Here is a 17,347-nt window from a genome sequence, read left to right as displayed (position 1 = left end):
GCTGAAATTCCGGTCTTTTTTGCCTGCTCGCGTAGCGGGGTAGGTGTAGCACAGCTAAAATCGGTACGCATGCGCACGGCTTATCGAGATCAACTCAATCAACTCACCCACGATCTGCTATTGATGGCGGACTTCGTGCGCACGTCCATGGAATCGGCAACCCACGCCCTACTGCATGCGGACTTGGCCGAGGCCGAGCGGATCGTGGGCAGCATCGATGCCATCGAGGATCTTCGCGAGCAGGCGGACACCGCGGCCTTCGAGCTCCTCGCCCTCGAGGCACCGGTGGCTCGTGATCTGCGTCAGGTCGTGGCAGGCCAGCGCATCGTGGGTAACTTGACCCGCATGGCCGCGCTGTCCGTCCACGTGGCCAAGATGGCTCGGCGCCGCCACCCAAACATTGCTGTGCCCGAGCAGCTGCGCCCCTACATCAGCGAGATGTCCCGGTTGGGTGTGGGAGAGGCGCAGAACGTGAAGGACATCCTCGTCAGCGCCGATACGGATAAGGCCTTGCGGTTGGTGCGCGACGACGACGCCGTGGATGACATCCACCAGCACATTTTCCAGCTGACCACGCAGCGCGACTGGCCGTACACCGTTCGTGAAGCCGTCGACATTACGCTGCTATCGCGGTTCCTAGAGCGCTACTCGGACCACGCGGTGAGCATTGGTCAGCGGGTCGTGTTTATGGTTACGGGCATGCGCCCCGAGGACTACATTGAACAGCAACAGACCGAGGAAGAGCAGCTCAAGCAGAACCATCAGTTCGACGAGATCAAGCGGCGTTACTTCGGAGAGTTCGGCTAACTGACCCACGTTTGAAGCTGCTGCGGCTGCGCTAACTATCCGGTCCGGAACTATCCGACCCAGCGGGAGCTCCGTAAGCTCGCTGGGCAAACTTCGCGGCGCTCAGAGCGTCGTCGAGCAGGTCGTCGGGGTCGCGGCGCACGTCGAGCCGGATGCCCTTTTCATCGGGGAAGAGCCGCTGCAGATCGTTGAGCTGAGCGGCCAACAGTTCCCTCGGCAAGTCGGTGCCAATACGCTGGGCCATCCGTTCGGCGAGGACGGGTTCGGTGCCGTAGAGGTGGACGAAGAATACGGTGCCATTGGGCGAAGGTTCGCCGCCGTTGTCCGCCGCGCCGGTGAGGATGTCGCGGTGTTCGCGGCGCAGCGCCGTGCAGGCAGTCACTGAGTTTTTGCCCTGCTGAGCTTGCTCTTCGATCCACGCGCGGACCTTGTGGAGCCACGCTTTGCGCACGTCGTCGGAGGGAAGCTTGCCGTCCTTGAGGATCTCCATGGTTGAGCTCGGGTGCAGGTCGTCCGCTTCCTGCAGCGGCCAACCGGTCTTTTCGGAGATGCGCTGCGCAAGCGTGGTCTTACCGCATCCGCTTACGCCCATCACGATGATGTGCACCGTCCTCTGGGGGTTACCTTCAGCGTGACTGTCCATGGCTATGACCTCCTACGCACCAGCCTCGATAATCTTCGAGATGACTTTACGTCTCCAGTATGCCCTGTGGCGGCGGGCCTCTGCGGGAGATTGCCAATACCTCGAGCCAGAGCATCATGGGGTCGCTGGGTGTGACCGGGAGTCGGTGAGGCTCGGTGGAAGTAGCGGGGACCCACGGGGCGACGGTGAGGAACGGTGAGGAACGGTGAGGAACGGTGAGGAACGGTGAGGAACGGTGAGGAACGGTGAGGAACGGTGAGGAACGGTGAGGAACGGTGAGGGTCTATGAGAATGGCAAAGCCCGGTACTCGACGAGCGAGCACCGGGCAATGGAGCACGGGGGCGGGCTTATCCGAAGCGACCGGAGATGTAGTCCTCGGTCTCGGACTTCTCGGGGTTCTCGAAGATCTTCTTGGTGGGGCCCACCTCCACGAGGTTGCCGGGCTTGCCGGTGGCCTCGAGGGAGAAGAATGCGGTCTGGTCGGACACGCGGGCCGCCTGCTGCATGTTGTGGGTCACGATGACGATCGTGAACTCTTCCTTCAGCTCGTGGATGAGGTCCTCCACGGCGAGGGTCGAGATCGGGTCCAGAGCGGAGCAAGGCTCGTCCATGAGCAGCACCTCGGGCTCAACGGCGATCGCCCGGGCGATGCACAGACGCTGCTGCTGACCACCGGACAGGCCGCCGCCCGGCTTGTCGAGACGGTCCTTTACCTCTTCCCAGAGGTTCGCGCCGCGCAGGGCACGCTCGGCCGTTTCGCGGAGCTTCTTCCTGTTCTTCTCGCCGGACAGCTTCAGTCCAGCAACAACGTTTTCCTCGATGGACATGGTCGGGAAGGGGTTAGCCTTCTGGAACACCATGCCGATGGTGTTACGGACGGATACCGGGTCCACCTTGGGGTCGTAGATGTTCTCACCGTCGAGGAGGATCTCACCGGTGACGGTGGCGCCCGGGATGACCTCGTGCATGCGGTTCAGGGTGCGCAGCACCGTGGACTTGCCACAGCCGGACGGGCCGATGAAGGCGGTCACGGCCTTCGGCGGGATGTGCAGGTTAACGTTTTTCACGGCGTGGAAATCACCGTAGAAGATGTCCACGTCATTGAGGTCAAGGCGCTTAGCCATTGTTGTAATTCTCCTTGAAGAATGGCTGGCGATGGGAGCTGTATTGGTTCATCGCCTGGGGTTGTGTGTCAAGTGGTTGGTGGTGGAAACCCGGTTACACCTTGACCGAGAATCGCTTGGATACGAAGCGTGCGCCGATCATCAGAGCGGCCACGAGGATGACCAGGGTCAGAGCCGCGCCCCAGAGTCGGTCGAGCACGTAAGGATCGTTACCGGCGCGGTACATCTGCAACATGAACAACGGCAGGGAGTTCTGGTTGCCCTCGAACACGTCCCAGTTGACGATCGGGGTGGAGCCCACGAGGATCAGCACCGGAGCGGACTCGCCCATAACGCGGGCCACCGCCAGCATGATGCCGGTGACGATGCCGGACAGAGCCGTGGGAAGCACGATCTTCACGATGGTCTTCCACTTGGGCACACCGAGCGCGTATGATGCCTCGCGGAGATCCATCGGAACAATGCGCAGCATTTCCTCGGTGTTGCGGACGATGATCGGGACCATGAGCAGCACCAGGGCGAGGGCCACGGCGAAGCCGGAACGATCGAAGCCGAACATCGTGATCCACATCGCGTAGACGAACAGGGCGGCGACGATAGAGGGGACACCGGTCAGGATGTCGACCATGAACGTGGTAATCCGTCCGAGGAACCCGCCCTTGGAGTATTCGACGAGGTAGATGGCGGTAAACACGCCGATCGGGATCGACATGAGGGAGGTGACCAGCACCTGCATGAAGGTACCGATGATGGCGTGGACGATACCACCGCCGGGCTTGTTGGTGGGCTGGCCTGCCATGTCGTAGGCCCACCAGGTGGCGTCGAGGATACTCGGCAGGCCCTTGCTGATCACGGTGACAAGAACCCAGATCAGGGGAGCCAGCGCCAGAGCCATGGCCAGGTAGATGATGACGGTGGCGATTTTGTCCTTCGCCTTCCGGGTACCGGAGATGTGGCTAAAGAGCGCGTCCGGCTTGTTGTTCTTCGTAGCTACTGCTTGAGACATTGGTATTTCTCCCCTACTTCTTTGCCACAACAGCACGGGCTGCGGCGTTGACTAGGAAGGTCAAAAGGAACAGAACCAAGCCCGCAGCAATGTACGCACCGGCCTTGAGGTTGTCGTTGAACTCCGGAGCGGCGTTAGCAATCGCGGTAGCGAAGGTCGTACCGCCGTCCATGAGAGATCCGCGGAAGCTCGGGGCGGAGGCGATGACCATGTACAGCGCCATGGTCTCACCGAGTGCACGGCCCAGGCCGAGCATGCCACCGGAGACGTAGCCGGAGAAGCCGAACGGGAGGACCGTCATGCGGACAACTTCCCAGCGGGTTGCACCCAGCGCCAGGGCTGCCTCGACGTGTCCCTTGGGGGTCTGGACGAATACCTCTCGGGCGGTCGCCGCGATGACGGGCAGAATCATGATCGCCAGCACGATGCCACCGGTGAAGATGTTTCGAGAGGTGGACAGGGCCGGCGAGGAACCGACCTGATAGTTGAAGAGGAAGAAGTTACCCGCCCAACTGATCAGCCACTCGTAGAAGCCGCCCAGTGATGGGCCGAGCACCTGGATACCCCAGATACCGAACACGATAGAAGGAACCGCTGCCAGCAGGTCGACCAGGAAGCCGAGGGGTTTCACGAGGGACTTCGGGCAGTAGTTGGTGAGGAACACAGCAACACCCAGGGCAACGGGCATAGCCAACACCAAGGCAACGAGCGAGACGAGAACCGTGGTGAAGAACAAGTTCGGAATACCGAACTGCATCCAGCCACCATCGTTGGTGTTGTAGCTGGTGTTCCACCGGCCGCCGTAGGTGAAGAAGCTCAGCAGACCGTCGCGCAGCCGATCCAGAGCCGGCACTGCTCGCAGGATGAGGAACAGGCCGATGAGGGCGATGATGACAGTAATAAGGATGGATGAGGTCTTGGCCAGACCTTCGAAGATCACGTCGCCAGGACGCTTGACGGAGCTTCCGCCTGCCCTCTGGCTCGTTTGGTGGGGAACGTCCGCGTGAGTTCGTTCAGCCGCAGTGAGCTGAGGGTCGCGCTCCACCTCAGTCTTGTTGGCGTTTGCCATGAGTGAGATCCTCTGGATAACTCGAAGTAAAAAATTTTGTGCAATCGCGTTCTGGTAGCCATTTCGCACCAGAACCCCCGGCCGTATAAAACGGTCAGGGGTTGCGCAAATGTGCCCTAGGACAGCGCCGAGGTCACATCAGCGCTGGTTACTGCAGAGCCTCGACGGCCTTCTCCAGCTTGGACTTGAACTCGCCGTCAACCGGGATGTAGCCCTGGTCAGCCAGGCTTTCGTTCTGGTTCTCCAGGATGGTGTACATGAAGTTCTTCACCAGACCAGCGGTCTTCTCGTCGTAGCCCTTGGAGCAGACGATCTCGTAGGTAGTCAGAACCAGCGGGTACTGACCCTCGCCGCGCTCGGCGTACAGAGCCTCGGAGTCAACAACCAGGTTGTTGCCGTCGCCCTTGAACTTCACGCCGGACAGAGCCTTGTTGACAGTCTCGGAGCTGAGCTCAACCGGGCCTGCACCGAAGTCGATCTTGGCAACCTTGATCTTGTCGTTGTTCTTGGTGAAGCCGGACTCAACGTAGGTGATTGCACCGTTGGTTGCGGCAACCTGGCCAGCAACACCGGTGGAGCCGTTGGCGCCGGAACCGGTTGCGGTCGGGAAGGACTTACCAGTAGTGTCCCATGCTCCGTCGGAGGAAGCTTTGAGGAACTTCTGGAAGTTGTCGGAAGTACCGGACTCATCGGAACGGTAGACAACGTTGATCGGCTCAGCGGGGAGCTGCTTGCCCTCGTTCTCCGCTGCGATTGCCGGGTCGTTCCACTCCTTGATCTCACCCTTGAAGATCTTGGCGATGGTCTTGGTGGACAGGGTCAGGTCGTCCACGCCGTTGAGGTTGTAGGCAACAGCAACCGGGCCGATGACCATCGGCAGGTGCCATGCGTCGTTGCCCTGGCAGCGCTTCTTAGCGTCTGCGACCTGGTTGTCCTTCAGCGGGGAATCGGAACCAGCGAAGTCAACCTGGCCGGCGATGAACTGGGTCTGGCCAGCGCCGGAGCCGGTGGCGTTGTAGGCCAGGGTGGAACCGGACTGGGAGAAGGCAGGACCGAAAACGTTGTCCATAGCGTTCTGCTGAGAAGATGCGCCCTCACCGCGCAGCTCGCCGGTGACGTCAGCCATCTGGTACTTGCTGTCGGATCCGCTGTCGGAGCTGGAGCCCTTGTTGTCAGAGTTGGAGCAAGCGGTCAGAACCAGGCTGCCGGCAATCAGGGTGGCGGCTGCGGCGCTGCCGCGCTTCATGGTGAACTTCACGGGGTATTCCTCCGAAATATCAGAAGTGCAGTAAATGTGGATCGCGCACAAGATCGAGTGACCCATCGAGCGTTCCCTTGCGGGCCCTCGTCTTGGCATCGGTCTTAAACTTAAGACCCGCCAGTAGACACAAAGCGGGCACAAGGTGAACAAAAGGTTAACGATCCTGTTTTCCCACGTAGAACCCTGAAAATATTCTGAAATAGCGCTGATTTATGACCCTTCAACTACACCATCTGTGCACCCCCGTCACGAGCCAGCGCGCCGCTAGTTCACTTTCTGTTAACCCAATTGGCGACTCTAGTGCTGCACACCCAGCTGACCGCGGTACACCACGTCCGTATGAACGACCTCAAAACCGAGCCGCTTGTACGTTGCCACCGCAGGCGCGTTATCGCCCTCAACGTACAACTCGATGACCCCGGCCCCATCACGAAGAAGCGATCCCATGCCAATCAGTGTGATCGCACCACCGAGCTTCCGGCCGCGAGCCTCGTCAGCCAAGCACACCACGTACACTTCGCCGGCCCGTTCACCCGCATCCTTAGCTCGCTCGCTGACCGGAATCTTGGTCCAGTGGAACCCCACGCAGCGATACTCGCCGCCATCCACTTGGATGCCCACGCGCTCGTAACTGCAGTTCTCATCGAACTGCCACAGCATCCACACCCCATCCGGGTCGAACCACTTGGTATCGCGCGCCTCATGCAGCTGCTCAATGCTCAACCCGCCCTGCTCCGGGTGCCACGCAAACGCCTCGTTGTTCACGCGGACCCACTCTTCGTCGGTCGCCTCCTCGCCGAAGCGCTCGACCGACTCGGTGTACGTCAGCACCTCGATCCCCTGCTCCTCGGCCTTCTTTCGCGCGTCCTCATCCCCCTTAGTGAAGGACTGTGCGCGCTCGCTGCCCGGTGCACACTTCACAGCCATCTTCAGCAACTCACGGCAACGGCGGGCATCCAGGGTCTCTACGAATCGCTGGGCTCCCGCCCCGTCGCCATGTGCCCACACGTCGATGCAGCCCGTGATCCCGAGGTCACGTGCCATCGCGTCGAAGAGTTTGGTGGCGACGCCATTGTGGCGTCGAGAAGGAAGAACAGCGATCTCAACCACGCGGTCTGGGTCGATTCCGACCACCCCCACCACCTGATCGCCCTCGAATGCAACCGCGTGCTCATGGCCGCGATCCTGGCGAATGCCGCGCACAAATGCCTCGCTAAAGGCCTCGACCCCGTCGTGCTCGCGGACGTCGTCTAGTAGTTCCAGAACCTGATCCACCACCCCAGCATGGTCAGGTAGGTCGGTGTACGTCTTCACGGAAATACTCATTATTTGATCTTCCACCATCGCGAGAGGTTTGGGGCGAAATTTAACGGATTATTCGCCGGATTCGAATTCCTCCGGCGAAATTGCCTTGTAGCCCACGTTACGCACCGTAGCGATCAGCTGCTCATGCTCGTGGCCCAGCTTGGCGCGCAGGCGGCGGACATGCACGTCCACAGTGCGGGCGCCACCGAAGTAGTCATAACCCCACACATCCTGCAGCAACTGTTCACGGCTAAACACCCGTCCAGCGTTCTTCACCAAAAAGTGCAGGAGCTCAAACTCCTTGTAGGTGAGGTCGAGCGGCTGACCACCCACCCGGGCAACATACGTGAGCTCATCGACAATGAGGTCGCCGATCGCCGCGACCTGAGAATCGTCGGCCTGATCGACCGGAACGGGGCGGCGGGACTTGAGCAGGCGGATGCGGGCATCGAGCTCCACCGGCGACACGCTGGGAAGCAGGAAATCGTCCACGGCCCACGAGCCGTCGATGGCGATGAGGCTCGCCTCGGCAATCGCCACTGCGACGGGCAGCGTGGGGTGCGCCGCAGCCACAGCACGGCAGTAATCGCGGGCACCCAGCAGGTTTGAACCCGTCACATCTATGATGACTAGATCCGAATGCACGAGCTCTCGCACGGACTTTGCAAGAGGAGGCAGCAAGTCAACCTCGTGGTTGAGCAACCCCAGCGCCCCAACGACATCCCCCACATCAGAGGCGTCAGAAAGGACTGAAACCTTCATGCCGGGCCTCCTTAACGTGTTTTCTTAACGCGATATCTGTGACTTAGATCGTGTCCGACCGTCGAGTAGACGTGTCTACCGTCATATCTATAGCAATCAACGTTAGTCAATGCTCAGCGGAGAGTGGGCATTGCGGGGCAGTTTTGCGCCCATTTGCACTGCACCGATCTGTCTATCGCGACATTCAGCACATTACCCAATGACTTATCGAGTACAGAAACGGGCGGCACGTGCGGTAAGAATGAGGAGTAACGACCCCAGTGAATCCCCACGGGAAAAACCAAGGGACAAACCAAGGGAAACCGCAAGCGACGAAGGACACGGAGGCCGCATGAAGAAGTTTGCCGTACGCGGCAGCATCGCGCTGGTTGTCCTATTCTTTATCGCCCTCGTCGCCGACAGCCTAGTGGCCGCACGCGCCGAGCACCGCATCTCGCAGAATATCTACCAGCACTCCAACCTGGCGACTCCTCCCAGAGTGCAGGTGGCCGGATTCCCCTACACCGCCGCGATCTTCACCCATGAGATGCAAGCGGTCACAGTCAACGCCACGGACGTTAACGTGCCCGGTTATGGCCTCATGAGCGTCTACACGTCCGCGCAGTACGTGACCGTCTCCGCCAAGGACGTATTCCAAGGCGACATCACCGACGCCCCAGCGCGCAAGGTGTTCACCCGGCTGCAGCTCGATGGTGTGCTGCTCGGCAACCGGATGCACATCAATGAGCTGCTCATCCAGAACAAGGATGACATCTCCCCTCGTGGCGGTTGGGAAACCGAGTCCATCTTCGAGGGCACGCCCGATGGTTTCTCCAAGCCCGCCACCGTGGAGATGAAGCTGCGCGTCAAAGACGGCAACGTTATCCTCTCCCCCACCCGCATCCTCAAGGGTCCCACGGACCGCAGCGAGCACGCAAAGTTGGTGAGCGAAGACAAGCTCCCCGCGGACATCGCGCACTCCATCAAGAAGACTTTTTCCCTCACGTTGAAAGGCGACGATCTCCCGCTGCCCAACAACCCAGTGCGCGTGTACGTGGCCGGTGGTTCCATGTTCGTGGAGTCCGAGCAGTTCTACACCCGGGTAAGCATCACTGATCTCACACCGACCGCTCAACCGCTTCGTGAAGAAGATCGCCCAGGCCTATAGGCTGGGGTGTTATGAGCGACAACAAAGACAATAACAACGCCAACAACAGCAACGACACCAAGAACACCACCGCCGACGCCACCAGCCCCAGCTCCCCAGAGAACCAGCAGGGCCAGGAGTCTCAGCAGCCCCAGCAAGCACAGCAACCTCAGCAGGGTGCCGGCCAGAAGCTCGACCCCAACGTGGCCGTCGACCGCGCGGCCGAGCGGGCCAAGTCCACCAGCGACAAGAACCTGCCTGCATTTGGCGACCTCCCCATCCCCGATGACACGGCGAACCTCCGCAAGGGCCCGAACCTGCACGATGGCCTACTCGCCCTTCTGCCCCTCGTGGGCGTGTGGCGCGGCCAGGGCCAGGCTGCGCACCCCGGCGAGGAGGAATTCACGTTCGGTCAGCAAATTATCTTCGCCCACGACGGTGAGAACCGCCTGAGCTATGATTCCCGCACCTGGCGCATGGATGATGACGGCAAGCCGTTGAACACCCCCGACCGCCGCGAGTCCGGGTTCCTGCGCATCAGCGAATCCGACGAGATTGAAATGATCATCACCCACTCGGACGGCATGGTGGAGATCATGTACGGCGAGCCCATCTCCGAGCGTGCTTGGCAGCTGGAGAGCGCCTCCACGATGGCCACCGCCACCGGCCCCACGAAGCTGGGCCCCGGCAAGCGCCTCTACGGCCTCATGCCCAACAACGATCTGGGCTGGGTGGACGAGCGCCTCATCGATGGTGAGATGGTGCCGTGGATGTCCGCGCAGCTCGCCCGCGTCGTCGGCTAGCAAGCACTTGGACCCTCACGCTAGCCTGCTCTAGCGAGCACTACCCGGTCACAGCCTCCCGCGCCATGGCTTCAATCTCATCGGCGCACTCGGGTCGCTCCATCGCGTGCCCATCGATGCTGGTGACCCGCGCCTGCACGCGCACGGAGCTGAGCAACCACACGCCGTCGGCGTCGAGTAGGTCCTCCACCCGCATTTCCTTCTGTTCAGTGGCCCAGCCCCGTTGTTCCGCGAGGGTGAACAGCGCCGCCTGGCTGGTGCCGGCGAGGATGCCCACGTGCGTCGGCGGGGTGAGCAGCGTTTTGCCCTTCACCGCCACCACTGTGGAGGTCGGACCCTCCAGCACGAGTCCTTCCTCGGATACGAAGATGACGTCCTGGTAGCCCTGGCGCTTAGCCGCCCGCAGCGCGGCCATGTTCGCCGCGTAGGACAGCGTCTTGGCGCCAATGAGCGCCCACGGCGAGCGCTGTGAAAGATCAATCTTGAATCCCCGCTCGGCAGTCATGACGGCCACCCCGTCGCGGCGCGCATCCTCAATGTCGGCGGAGACGGGCGCCACTGTCACCCAGCCAGTGGGGCGACCGATGGACTCGCGGCCACGGGAATACACCCAGCGCAGCGCTGCCTCGGCGTGGTCGGGGTCGCCCCCGGCGCGCTCCACCAGGCCGGCGTATTCCTGCACGGCCAGGTCGGTCGCGGCCTTCCATCGGTCGAGGTCGGGTTGTGGGAGATCCAGCATGGTGGCGCTGCGGCCGAAGCGGGTGGCGTGGCGCTCGACGTTGCGCACGATTCCCCCGCGCAGCATGAAGGTCTCGAAGACCCCGTCGCCGCGCACCGCCGCGAGGTCGTCGGCGTAGATCATCGGCACGGTGGGGTCCATGACAGTGGGGTCGTCGTTGCCCAACACGTCGATCACCACGGTCCTTGCCGCTCCGCTGATCTCATTGCTGTTGTTGCTGTCGCTGCTCATGGTTGTCAGTCTAGTTCTCCGCACCACCGCCTCCCCGCGCACACCCCGCGCACACCCCGATCGAGCACCCCGGCCACGTCCCCTGACCCGCGCCTTGACCCGCGCCGTTACCCGCCCAGCGCAGACGTGGTTACCATGGTTGGTGTGTTGGATTCAGCTATCAGCCCTATCGTCACACATCACTCCTCCGCGAGTAACGAGTCGTGGGGGCGCACCATCGCCACCGCGTGGCACTACGGTGATCCGCTCGTGGAGCAAAGCAGGCTGGATCGCAAAGCGGGGATCGTGGACCGCTGGGACCGCGTTGCGCTGCGCATCTCCGGCCCGGAGCGGTTGGAGTGGCTGAACAACCTCATCTCTCAGAAGGTCAATGCCATGGTTCCGGGGCAGGCCAGCTACGGCCTGATTCTGGACGGGCAGGGCCGCGTGCAGCACTTCTTCGGCATTTCGTGCGTGGAGGATTTCATCATCCTCGATGTCCCCTCCGCCGAGATCGACGAGCTCGAGTCCTACCTGCAGAAGATGGTGTTCTGGTCCCAGGTCACCATCGAGCGGATAGACTGGGCTAGGTTGACCGTTGTGAGCCACGGTCTGTTCGCCGAGGCGTCTGCTTTCCATCTTTCCGACGCCACTAGCACCAGCGCCCTCCCCTCCGACCTGGCAGTCCAGATCCCCGCTGACATCACGGTGCACCTGTGGCGCTCCCATCTGCTCGGTGATCTGCACGCCGTGGACGTGTGGGTGGATCGGGATAAGGTCACGGAAGCGTGGGACGCATTCACACGCGAACTTTCCCCCACGGGGATGATGGCCTACGACGCCGCCCGCATGATGGCCCGCATCCCCGACCTGTCCGTGGACGTGGACGAGAAGGTTATCCCGCACGAGGTGGCGTTCTTCATCGGCGAGGGACTCGAGCAGGGCGCCACCCAGTTGGGAGCCGCCTCGGATGGGCCAACGAGCGCTGCGGTGCACTTGAATAAGGGCTGCTACCGGGGGCAGGAGACGGTCTCGCGCGTGCACAACCTGGGCAAGTCACCCCGCGTGTTGGTGCTGCTGCAGCTCGACGGATCCGCAAACCGCCTGCCGGAGGTGGGCGCGGAGGTCACGGCCGGTGGCCGACCCATCGGCCGGGTCGGAAGTTCCGTTCACGATGCCGACTACGGCCCCATCGCGCTGGCGCTCGTCAAGCGGTCTGTTGTGGAGAAGATCTTTAAGGACCCCGCGGCGGTTCCGCCGATCAGTGTGGACGGCGTGGATGCTTCGGTGGATCAGCAGGATGTCGATGCGGTCGGTTCCACCAACGGAGTCCGTCCGGGGCGCGCGGCGATCAATCGGCTCAAGGGCCGCCCGTAGGTTCGGCATTTTTGTTGCCGGCGGAAATCCGGCCGAATCATTGATGTGAGGCGTGAAAACCCAGCTCACACCGCAGCTTTACTTATAAATGTGCGGTGTGGCGCGCCGTTGTGGGGGACTCGTTTCGGAAAAATCGGTTCCGAACCGCTATGGTGTAGGTCAGGAAGAAACTCATACGTAAGAAATACGGGTGGCCGAACTCCCGCGCCACCCTGGACACCGCAAGGGGGTCAGGCCATGGGTCGCGGCCGCGCCAAAGCAAAGCAAGCCAAGGTAGCACGTCAGTTGAAGTACAACACTCCGGAGATGGATCTGGAGAGGCTCCAGAGGGAACTGTCCGGAGGCTCCGGCCACTCTGGTTCTCACGCGAACGATGACTATGACTACGACGCTGATTATGACGTCGACTACGACGGAGCCCACGACGACGATTACGAAGGTTACGACGAGTACGGCAAGTACGGCGATAGCCACGGTGGCAAGCGCCACTAGTCACTAATATTTCGCCCGCTTCATCGCGGCTCAGGGCTCTCACCACGTCACTGTGGAGGGGATGGATCTTGAGCCGCGATTCTTTGCGTTGTGGGCCGCTTCTCCCCCCCCGGCCTAGCTCGCCGGGCCCCCTCCCCCGCCGAGCTGTCTAAGCGCGGCGGTATTCGCCGGTGAGGTAGGCGCCGGTCTGGCCGTCCTCCGTGGCGTGCACCTCGCCCAGTTTCCAGGCCTCGACGTGCCGCGCGGTGAGCATGGCCATGGCACGCTCAGCATCGTCCTCTGCAACGACGGCAACCATGCCGACGCCCATGTTGAAGGTCTTTTCCATCTCCTCCTGGGGCACCCGGCCGGTGCGCTGGATCGTGCGGAAGATCGGCGCCGGGGACCAGGTGGAGCGCTGAAGCTCGGCCTGCATACCCTCAGGGATCACGCGGGCCAGGTTGGCCGCGAGACCGCCGCCGGTGATGTGAGCGAACGTGTGCACGTCACACTCATTCGCCAGGTCCAGGCAGGTCTTCGCGTAGATGCGGGTCGGCTCGAGCAGTTCCTCACCCAGGGTGCGGTCGAAGTCGCGGACGTAACCATCCAGCGGCAGGCCAGCCGTGTCCAGCAGCACGTGGCGGGCCAGGGAGTATCCGTTGGAGTGCAGTCCGGACGATGCCATGGCGATCACGGCATCTCCCGGGCGGACGCGGTCCGGGCCCAGCACCTTGGCCTCTTCCACCACGCCCACGGCGGTGGCGGAGACATCGTACTCACCCGGCTCCATCACGCCTGGGTGCTCGGCAGTCTCGCCGCCGAGCAGGGCACAACCGGCTTCCTCACAACCAGCGGCAATGCCTGCAACAATGCTGGCGACGTGCTCGGGAACGACCTTGCCGATGGCAATGTAATCCTGGAGGAACAGCGGCTCGGCGCCGCAAACCACGAGGTCATCCACGCACATAGCCACGAGGTCGCGGCCGATCGTGTCGTGCTTATCCATAGCCTGAGCCACCGCCAGCTTCGTGCCCACGCCGTCGGAAGAGGCTGCCAGCAGCGGCTTATCGTAATTACCCAGCGCGAACAGTCCGGCGAAACCACCCAGGCCGCCGCGGACCTCGGGGCGAGTTGCCCGCTTCGCTAGCGGCGCGAACAGTTCCACTGCCCGGTCGCCGGCCTCGATATCGACGCCCGCAGCAGCGTACGTTGCACCCCGTTCGTCGGGTTCGCCTGGGGACTGATTCTGAGTTGGTTCCACGTTTTCGCTCATTGTGCTGGACTTTCTGCTGGTGATGCTGTCGGTGCTAATTATTCGGGTTGGTGAATTCGTCGAGCTCGTCTGCGCTGGCACACGCCCGCCCAGAACGACGCGGTGGCTGAGCCTGCCCAGCCAGCTCAGCCTGGTGCTCCGGCTGCCGCAGAGGGTTCGGGTCGGCGGGACTGCCCTGCGCCTGCTGAGCCTGCATGGTCTTGACCAGCTCCGAGTTGGGGTCATCCGCGGGCATCCCCAGCGGATAATGACCATCAAAGCACGCACAGCACAAAGATTCAGCGGGTTGCCCGGAGGCCTCGATCATGGACTCGGCCGAGACATAGGCCAAGGAATCCGCCCCGATGTCCTCGCGGATACGCTCCACCGGATCGTTCTGATCCACGTTGTTGGCGATCAACTCCAGCGGCGAGGCGAAGTCGATGCCGTAGAAACAGGGCCACTTCACCGGCGGCGAGGCGATGCGCACGTGCACTTCCGCCGCACCCGCATCGCGCAGCATCTTGATGAGCGCCCGCTGGGTGTTGCCGCGCACGATGGAATCGTCCACCACAACCAAGCTCTTGCCCTCGATCACCTCACGCAGCGGGTTGAGCTTCAGGCGGATGCCGAGCTGGCGGATGGACTGCGATGGTTCGATGAAGGTACGGCCCACGTAGGCGTTCTTCATGAGCCCCTGGGCGAACGGGATGCCGGACTCTTGGGCGTAACCCACCGCAGCGGGGGTTCCGGATTCTGGGACGGGGATGACCAGGTCGCCTTCGGCGGGGGCCTCCTTGGCCAGCTTGCGGCCAATGGTCACGCGGGTGGTGTTGACGGACTGGCCGCGGATGACGGAGTCTGGGCGGGCCAGGTAGACGTACTCGAACACGCAGGTGCTGCGCTTTTCCGGCGCGAAGCGGCGGGAACGCAGCCCGTCGGCGTTCACCACGATGAGCTCGCCCGGCTCCACATCGCGCACGAAAGTGGCGCCCACGATATCCAGCGCTGCCGTTTCGCTGGCGACCACATAGCCGCCACCTTCCAGCTGCCCAATGGACAGGGGGCGCACGCCCTGCGGGTCGCGCACTGCGTACAGGGAATCTCCGTCCGTGAACACCACGCAGAAGGCACCGTTAACCTTAGGGAACAGCTCCATTGCCGCTTCTTCCGCGGAGTGACCTTCCCGGGTGTCGGCGGCCAGAAGGGCGCACATGACGAGGGAATCTGAAGGGTGAGTCTTGGGATCCACTAGGCCCTGGCGTGCGGCCTGCATGGTGAGCTCCCAGTGGTTCACCAAGTTGCCGTTGTGTCCCAGGGCGATATCCGTGCCATCGGGGGCCATGCGGAACATGGGCTGGGCATTTTCCCAGCTATTGCCACCTGCCGTGGTGTAGCGATTGTGGCCGATGGCGATGTGGCCCTTGAGGGCATCCAGCGATTGTTCGTCAAAGACCTGGCTCACCAAGCCGAGATCTTTGAACACCACGATCTGGTCCCCATTACCTACCGCGATGCCGGCTGCTTCCTGACCACGGTGCTGCAGCGCGTACAGCCCGTAGTAGGTGAATTTGGATACGTCTTCCCCCGGTGCCCATACTCCGAAGACGCCACACTCCTCGCGCGGCTCAGGCTCCCCCAAATCGTCGTAGGGGCCAGCGGGTACAACAGGCACTGACATGGTGTTTTGACTCTTTACGTCTGCCACTGCCCCCACATTACTAGGGTTTTCGGACAAAACCCAAGAATTATCCAGCCGACGACCCGAAACGGAAGAGCGGAAGTGACTCACCGATGGCCCCGGCGCGGGTGCCGGAGATGTCGGCGTCGGACGAAGAAAGATCAACATCACCGACGACCAGCCGTAGCCACTCGTGGGGATCGCACTGCACCACGTTCGGCGGGGTGCCACGGCGATGCTGCGGACCGGCCACGCACTGCACCGCCACGAACGGCGGGACCCGCACCTCGACGGTGTTACCAGGCGCGACCTGCGCTAACACCTCGGCGCTCAGGCGGACGGCCTCGGCAACCGCGGGACGGGACGGGCGCGGTGCGGTGCCGCGAACCCAGGGAAGGACGCGCTTGACGGCATCTCGGGCAGCGGCGGACAACTCCGGACCGGACAAAGAACGCTTCATAAACGCACACCGTACTCCCACGAGGGCGTCGGGCGCGTTAGGATGGATAAGTTAAGCCAACACTGGGTAAAAACTGGCAGAGCACCATCAAAACAATGACGAAGCGACCGGGAAGGCACCGCAGTGACAGACACTAGCTCCGACACCCCTGAGAACAACAAGAACACTGACAACACTGAGAACACTGAGCACGTCTCGGGAAACGCCACGGACAATTCCAACAACCCCACGTACACCGACGACGACATGGAAGGCACCAACCGCAGCCCCGAAGTGACGCTGCGCTTCCTCGCCGCCCCCACCGATGTCCTCATGGCAGGAGCGATGGGCGTGCACGGCGGTCGCGTGCTGGAATGGATCGACAAGGCAGCCTACGCCTGTGCCGTGGGCTGGGCACGCTCCTACTGCGTGACCGCCTACGTGGGCCACATCCACTTCACGCGGCCCATCCCGTCCGGCCACATGGTGGAGGTGCGCAGCCGCATCGCCTACACCGGGCGATCCTCGATGCACATCGTGAACGAGGTCTGGTCGGCCGATCCGCGCGAAGGCGTGTTCACCCGCGCCTGCGACTGCTTGGTGATCTTCGTGTCGATGGACGAAAACCGCAAGCCGAAGAAGGTCCCCACCTACGTGCCGACCACCGACGAGGGCCGCCGCGTGGAAGCCGCCGCGCTATCCCGCGTGCAGCTGCGCCGCGCCATCGAAGAAGAGATGCTGCGCCAGACCTACACGGAAAACTCCACCGCGCCGGAGCTGACCAACCGCTTCCTGGCCAAGCCCACGGACGTGAACTGGGGCGGCAACGTTCACGGCGGCACGGCGATGCAGTGGATCGACGAAGCCGCCACGGCCTGCACCATGGCCTGGTCCGGAGAGCGCACCACGGCTGTGTACGCCGGCGGTATTCGCTTCTACCGTCCGGTGCAGATCGGCGACCTCGTGGAGGTCAACGCGCGCCTAATCCGCACGGACCGGCGCTCCATGACCGTGATGGTGCACCTGCGCGCGGGCGATCCGCGCGAGGGCAAGGGCAACCTGCCGGTCGCCATCCACGCCTCCATGACCTATGTGGCCGTGGACCTGGATGGTAACCCGCTGCAGGCGCGTCAGTTCGTGCCGGAGACCAATGAGGACAAGCGCCTCGTGGAGCACGCCATCACCCTGCGCCGCCTGCGCAGCGACTACGAGCCGCGCCCGCTCGTGGAGCCGCACAACCGCGACTTTAAGTTCACTGAGTAACACTGAGT

Annotated in this window: 17 protein-coding genes; 6 read left to right on the top strand and 11 right to left on the bottom strand. The window is 62.5% G+C overall.

The genetic code is table 11. The features are described from left to right. The first annotated feature begins 69 nt into the window (after positions 1-69). Positions 70-807 carry a phosphate signaling complex protein PhoU gene (phoU, locus tag LA343_RS04250; RefSeq protein WP_025402123.1) on the top strand — a complete coding sequence of 246 codons (738 nt, stop codon included), beginning with the start codon at positions 70-72 and terminating at the stop codon, positions 805-807. 31 nt (positions 808-838) lie between these two features. Here phoU and LA343_RS04245 read toward each other — a convergent pair whose 3' ends face one another. The 7 genes from LA343_RS04245 to LA343_RS04215 all read right to left on the bottom strand — a co-directional run bounded on the left by LA343_RS04245 (position 839) and on the right by LA343_RS04215 (position 7,978). After that, the gene (locus LA343_RS04245; RefSeq protein ID WP_025402122.1) at positions 839-1,450 is read right to left on the bottom strand and encodes a gluconokinase; all 612 of its coding nucleotides are present in this window, start codon (positions 1,448-1,450) and stop codon (positions 839-841) included. Positions 1,451-1,798: 348 nt separating this feature from the next. Further along, positions 1,799-2,575, bottom strand: a complete 777-nt coding sequence (gene pstB / locus LA343_RS04240) for a phosphate ABC transporter ATP-binding protein PstB (protein WP_025402121.1) — start codon at positions 2,573-2,575, stop codon at positions 1,799-1,801. Between the two features lie 94 nt (positions 2,576-2,669). Next, entirely contained in the window at positions 2,670-3,581 is a 912-nt protein-coding gene (pstA, locus tag LA343_RS04235) for a phosphate ABC transporter permease PstA (protein ID WP_025402120.1), read from the bottom strand. Between the two features lie 13 nt (positions 3,582-3,594). Beyond that, positions 3,595-4,650, bottom strand: coding sequence for a phosphate ABC transporter permease subunit PstC (gene pstC, locus LA343_RS04230; RefSeq protein ID WP_025402119.1), 1,056 nt, complete (start codon positions 4,648-4,650; stop codon positions 3,595-3,597). A 148-nt stretch (positions 4,651-4,798) separates the two neighbouring features. Further along, positions 4,799-5,908: a phosphate ABC transporter substrate-binding protein PstS gene (gene pstS, locus LA343_RS04225; protein ID WP_025402118.1), complete on the bottom strand. Its 1,110-nt coding sequence runs from the start codon at positions 5,906-5,908 to the stop codon at positions 4,799-4,801. 300 nt (positions 5,909-6,208) lie between these two features. After that, on the bottom strand, positions 6,209-7,237 hold the full coding sequence (gene mshD, locus LA343_RS04220) for a mycothiol synthase (RefSeq protein WP_025402117.1): 1,029 nt from the start codon (positions 7,235-7,237) through the stop codon (positions 6,209-6,211). A gap of 48 nt (positions 7,238-7,285) precedes the next feature. After that, positions 7,286-7,978, bottom strand: coding sequence for a response regulator transcription factor (locus LA343_RS04215; protein ID WP_025402116.1), 693 nt, complete (start codon positions 7,976-7,978; stop codon positions 7,286-7,288). A gap of 331 nt (positions 7,979-8,309) precedes the next feature. Here LA343_RS04215 and LA343_RS04210 point away from each other — a divergent pair, with 331 nt between their 5' ends. Together LA343_RS04210 and LA343_RS04205 are read left to right on the top strand one after the other, a co-directional pair. Further along, complete coding sequence (locus tag LA343_RS04210) at positions 8,310-9,125, top strand: LmeA family phospholipid-binding protein (RefSeq protein ID WP_025402115.1); 816 nt, start codon at positions 8,310-8,312, stop codon at positions 9,123-9,125. Positions 9,126-9,136: 11 nt separating this feature from the next. Next, positions 9,137-9,907 (top strand): heme-binding beta-barrel domain-containing protein, encoded by a 771-nt coding sequence (locus tag LA343_RS04205; protein ID WP_025402114.1) that lies wholly within the window; start codon positions 9,137-9,139, stop codon positions 9,905-9,907. 40 nt (positions 9,908-9,947) lie between these two features. Here the strand turns inward: LA343_RS04205 and LA343_RS04200 are convergent, their stop codons facing one another. Further along, positions 9,948-10,877, bottom strand: a complete 930-nt coding sequence (locus LA343_RS04200) for an aminodeoxychorismate lyase (protein ID WP_025402113.1) — start codon at positions 10,875-10,877, stop codon at positions 9,948-9,950. Positions 10,878-11,012: 135 nt separating this feature from the next. On the opposite strand from LA343_RS04200, the gene ygfZ reads away from it, so the two are divergent. Then, positions 11,013-12,233 carry a CAF17-like 4Fe-4S cluster assembly/insertion protein YgfZ gene (gene ygfZ / locus LA343_RS04195; RefSeq protein ID WP_025402112.1) on the top strand — a complete coding sequence of 407 codons (1,221 nt, stop codon included), beginning with the start codon at positions 11,013-11,015 and terminating at the stop codon, positions 12,231-12,233. A 237-nt stretch (positions 12,234-12,470) separates the two neighbouring features. Continuing rightward, positions 12,471-12,725, top strand: a complete 255-nt coding sequence (locus tag LA343_RS04190; protein ID WP_025402111.1) for a DUF3073 domain-containing protein — start codon at positions 12,471-12,473, stop codon at positions 12,723-12,725. A 148-nt stretch (positions 12,726-12,873) separates the two neighbouring features. Here LA343_RS04190 and purM read toward each other — a convergent pair whose 3' ends face one another. From purM to LA343_RS04175, 3 genes are all read right to left on the bottom strand, one after another. Continuing rightward, entirely contained in the window at positions 12,874-13,977 is a 1,104-nt protein-coding gene (gene purM / locus LA343_RS04185; protein ID WP_025402110.1) for a phosphoribosylformylglycinamidine cyclo-ligase, read from the bottom strand. Between the two features lie 34 nt (positions 13,978-14,011). Further along, positions 14,012-15,637 (bottom strand): amidophosphoribosyltransferase, encoded by a 1,626-nt coding sequence (gene purF, locus LA343_RS04180; protein ID WP_025402109.1) that lies wholly within the window; start codon positions 15,635-15,637, stop codon positions 14,012-14,014. A gap of 67 nt (positions 15,638-15,704) precedes the next feature. Further along, positions 15,705-16,097, bottom strand: a complete 393-nt coding sequence (locus tag LA343_RS04175) for a sterol carrier family protein (protein ID WP_025402108.1) — start codon at positions 16,095-16,097, stop codon at positions 15,705-15,707. 246 nt (positions 16,098-16,343) lie between these two features. Here LA343_RS04175 and LA343_RS04170 point away from each other — a divergent pair, with 246 nt between their 5' ends. Beyond that, positions 16,344-17,339, top strand: coding sequence for an acyl-CoA thioesterase (locus tag LA343_RS04170; protein WP_025402107.1), 996 nt, complete (start codon positions 16,344-16,346; stop codon positions 17,337-17,339). The last annotated feature ends 8 nt before the right edge of the window (positions 17,340-17,347 follow it).

It is taken from the genome of Corynebacterium falsenii, assembly GCF_020099275.1.
Classification (GTDB): domain Bacteria; phylum Actinomycetota; class Actinomycetes; order Mycobacteriales; family Mycobacteriaceae; genus Corynebacterium; species Corynebacterium falsenii.
This window is presented reverse-complemented; position numbering and strand designations above follow the sequence as displayed.

Coding starts and splice junctions, on each gene's coding strand:
- LA343_RS04215 (WP_025402116.1), bottom strand. CDS start 7,978: ATGAAGGTTTCAGTCCTTTCTGACGCCTCTGATGTGGGGGATGTCGTT.
- phoU (WP_025402123.1), top strand. CDS start 70: ATGCGCACGGCTTATCGAGATCAACTCAATCAACTCACCCACGATCTG.
- LA343_RS04175 (WP_025402108.1), bottom strand. CDS start 16,097: ATGAAGCGTTCTTTGTCCGGTCCGGAGTTGTCCGCCGCTGCCCGAGAT.
- purM (WP_025402110.1), bottom strand. CDS start 13,977: ATGAGCGAAAACGTGGAACCAACTCAGAATCAGTCCCCAGGCGAACCC.
- LA343_RS04245 (WP_025402122.1), bottom strand. CDS start 1,450: ATGGACAGTCACGCTGAAGGTAACCCCCAGAGGACGGTGCACATCATC.
- ygfZ (WP_025402112.1), top strand. CDS start 11,013: ATGGTTGGTGTGTTGGATTCAGCTATCAGCCCTATCGTCACACATCAC.
- LA343_RS04200 (WP_025402113.1), bottom strand. CDS start 10,877: ATGAGCAGCGACAGCAACAACAGCAATGAGATCAGCGGAGCGGCAAGG.
- LA343_RS04190 (WP_025402111.1), top strand. CDS start 12,471: ATGGGTCGCGGCCGCGCCAAAGCAAAGCAAGCCAAGGTAGCACGTCAG.
- pstA (WP_025402120.1), bottom strand. CDS start 3,581: ATGTCTCAAGCAGTAGCTACGAAGAACAACAAGCCGGACGCGCTCTTT.
- LA343_RS04170 (WP_025402107.1), top strand. CDS start 16,344: ATGGAAGGCACCAACCGCAGCCCCGAAGTGACGCTGCGCTTCCTCGCC.
- purF (WP_025402109.1), bottom strand. CDS start 15,637: ATGTCAGTGCCTGTTGTACCCGCTGGCCCCTACGACGATTTGGGGGAG.
- pstC (WP_025402119.1), bottom strand. CDS start 4,650: ATGGCAAACGCCAACAAGACTGAGGTGGAGCGCGACCCTCAGCTCACT.
- LA343_RS04210 (WP_025402115.1), top strand. CDS start 8,310: ATGAAGAAGTTTGCCGTACGCGGCAGCATCGCGCTGGTTGTCCTATTC.
- LA343_RS04205 (WP_025402114.1), top strand. CDS start 9,137: ATGAGCGACAACAAAGACAATAACAACGCCAACAACAGCAACGACACC.
- pstB (WP_025402121.1), bottom strand. CDS start 2,575: ATGGCTAAGCGCCTTGACCTCAATGACGTGGACATCTTCTACGGTGAT.
- mshD (WP_025402117.1), bottom strand. CDS start 7,237: ATGAGTATTTCCGTGAAGACGTACACCGACCTACCTGACCATGCTGGG.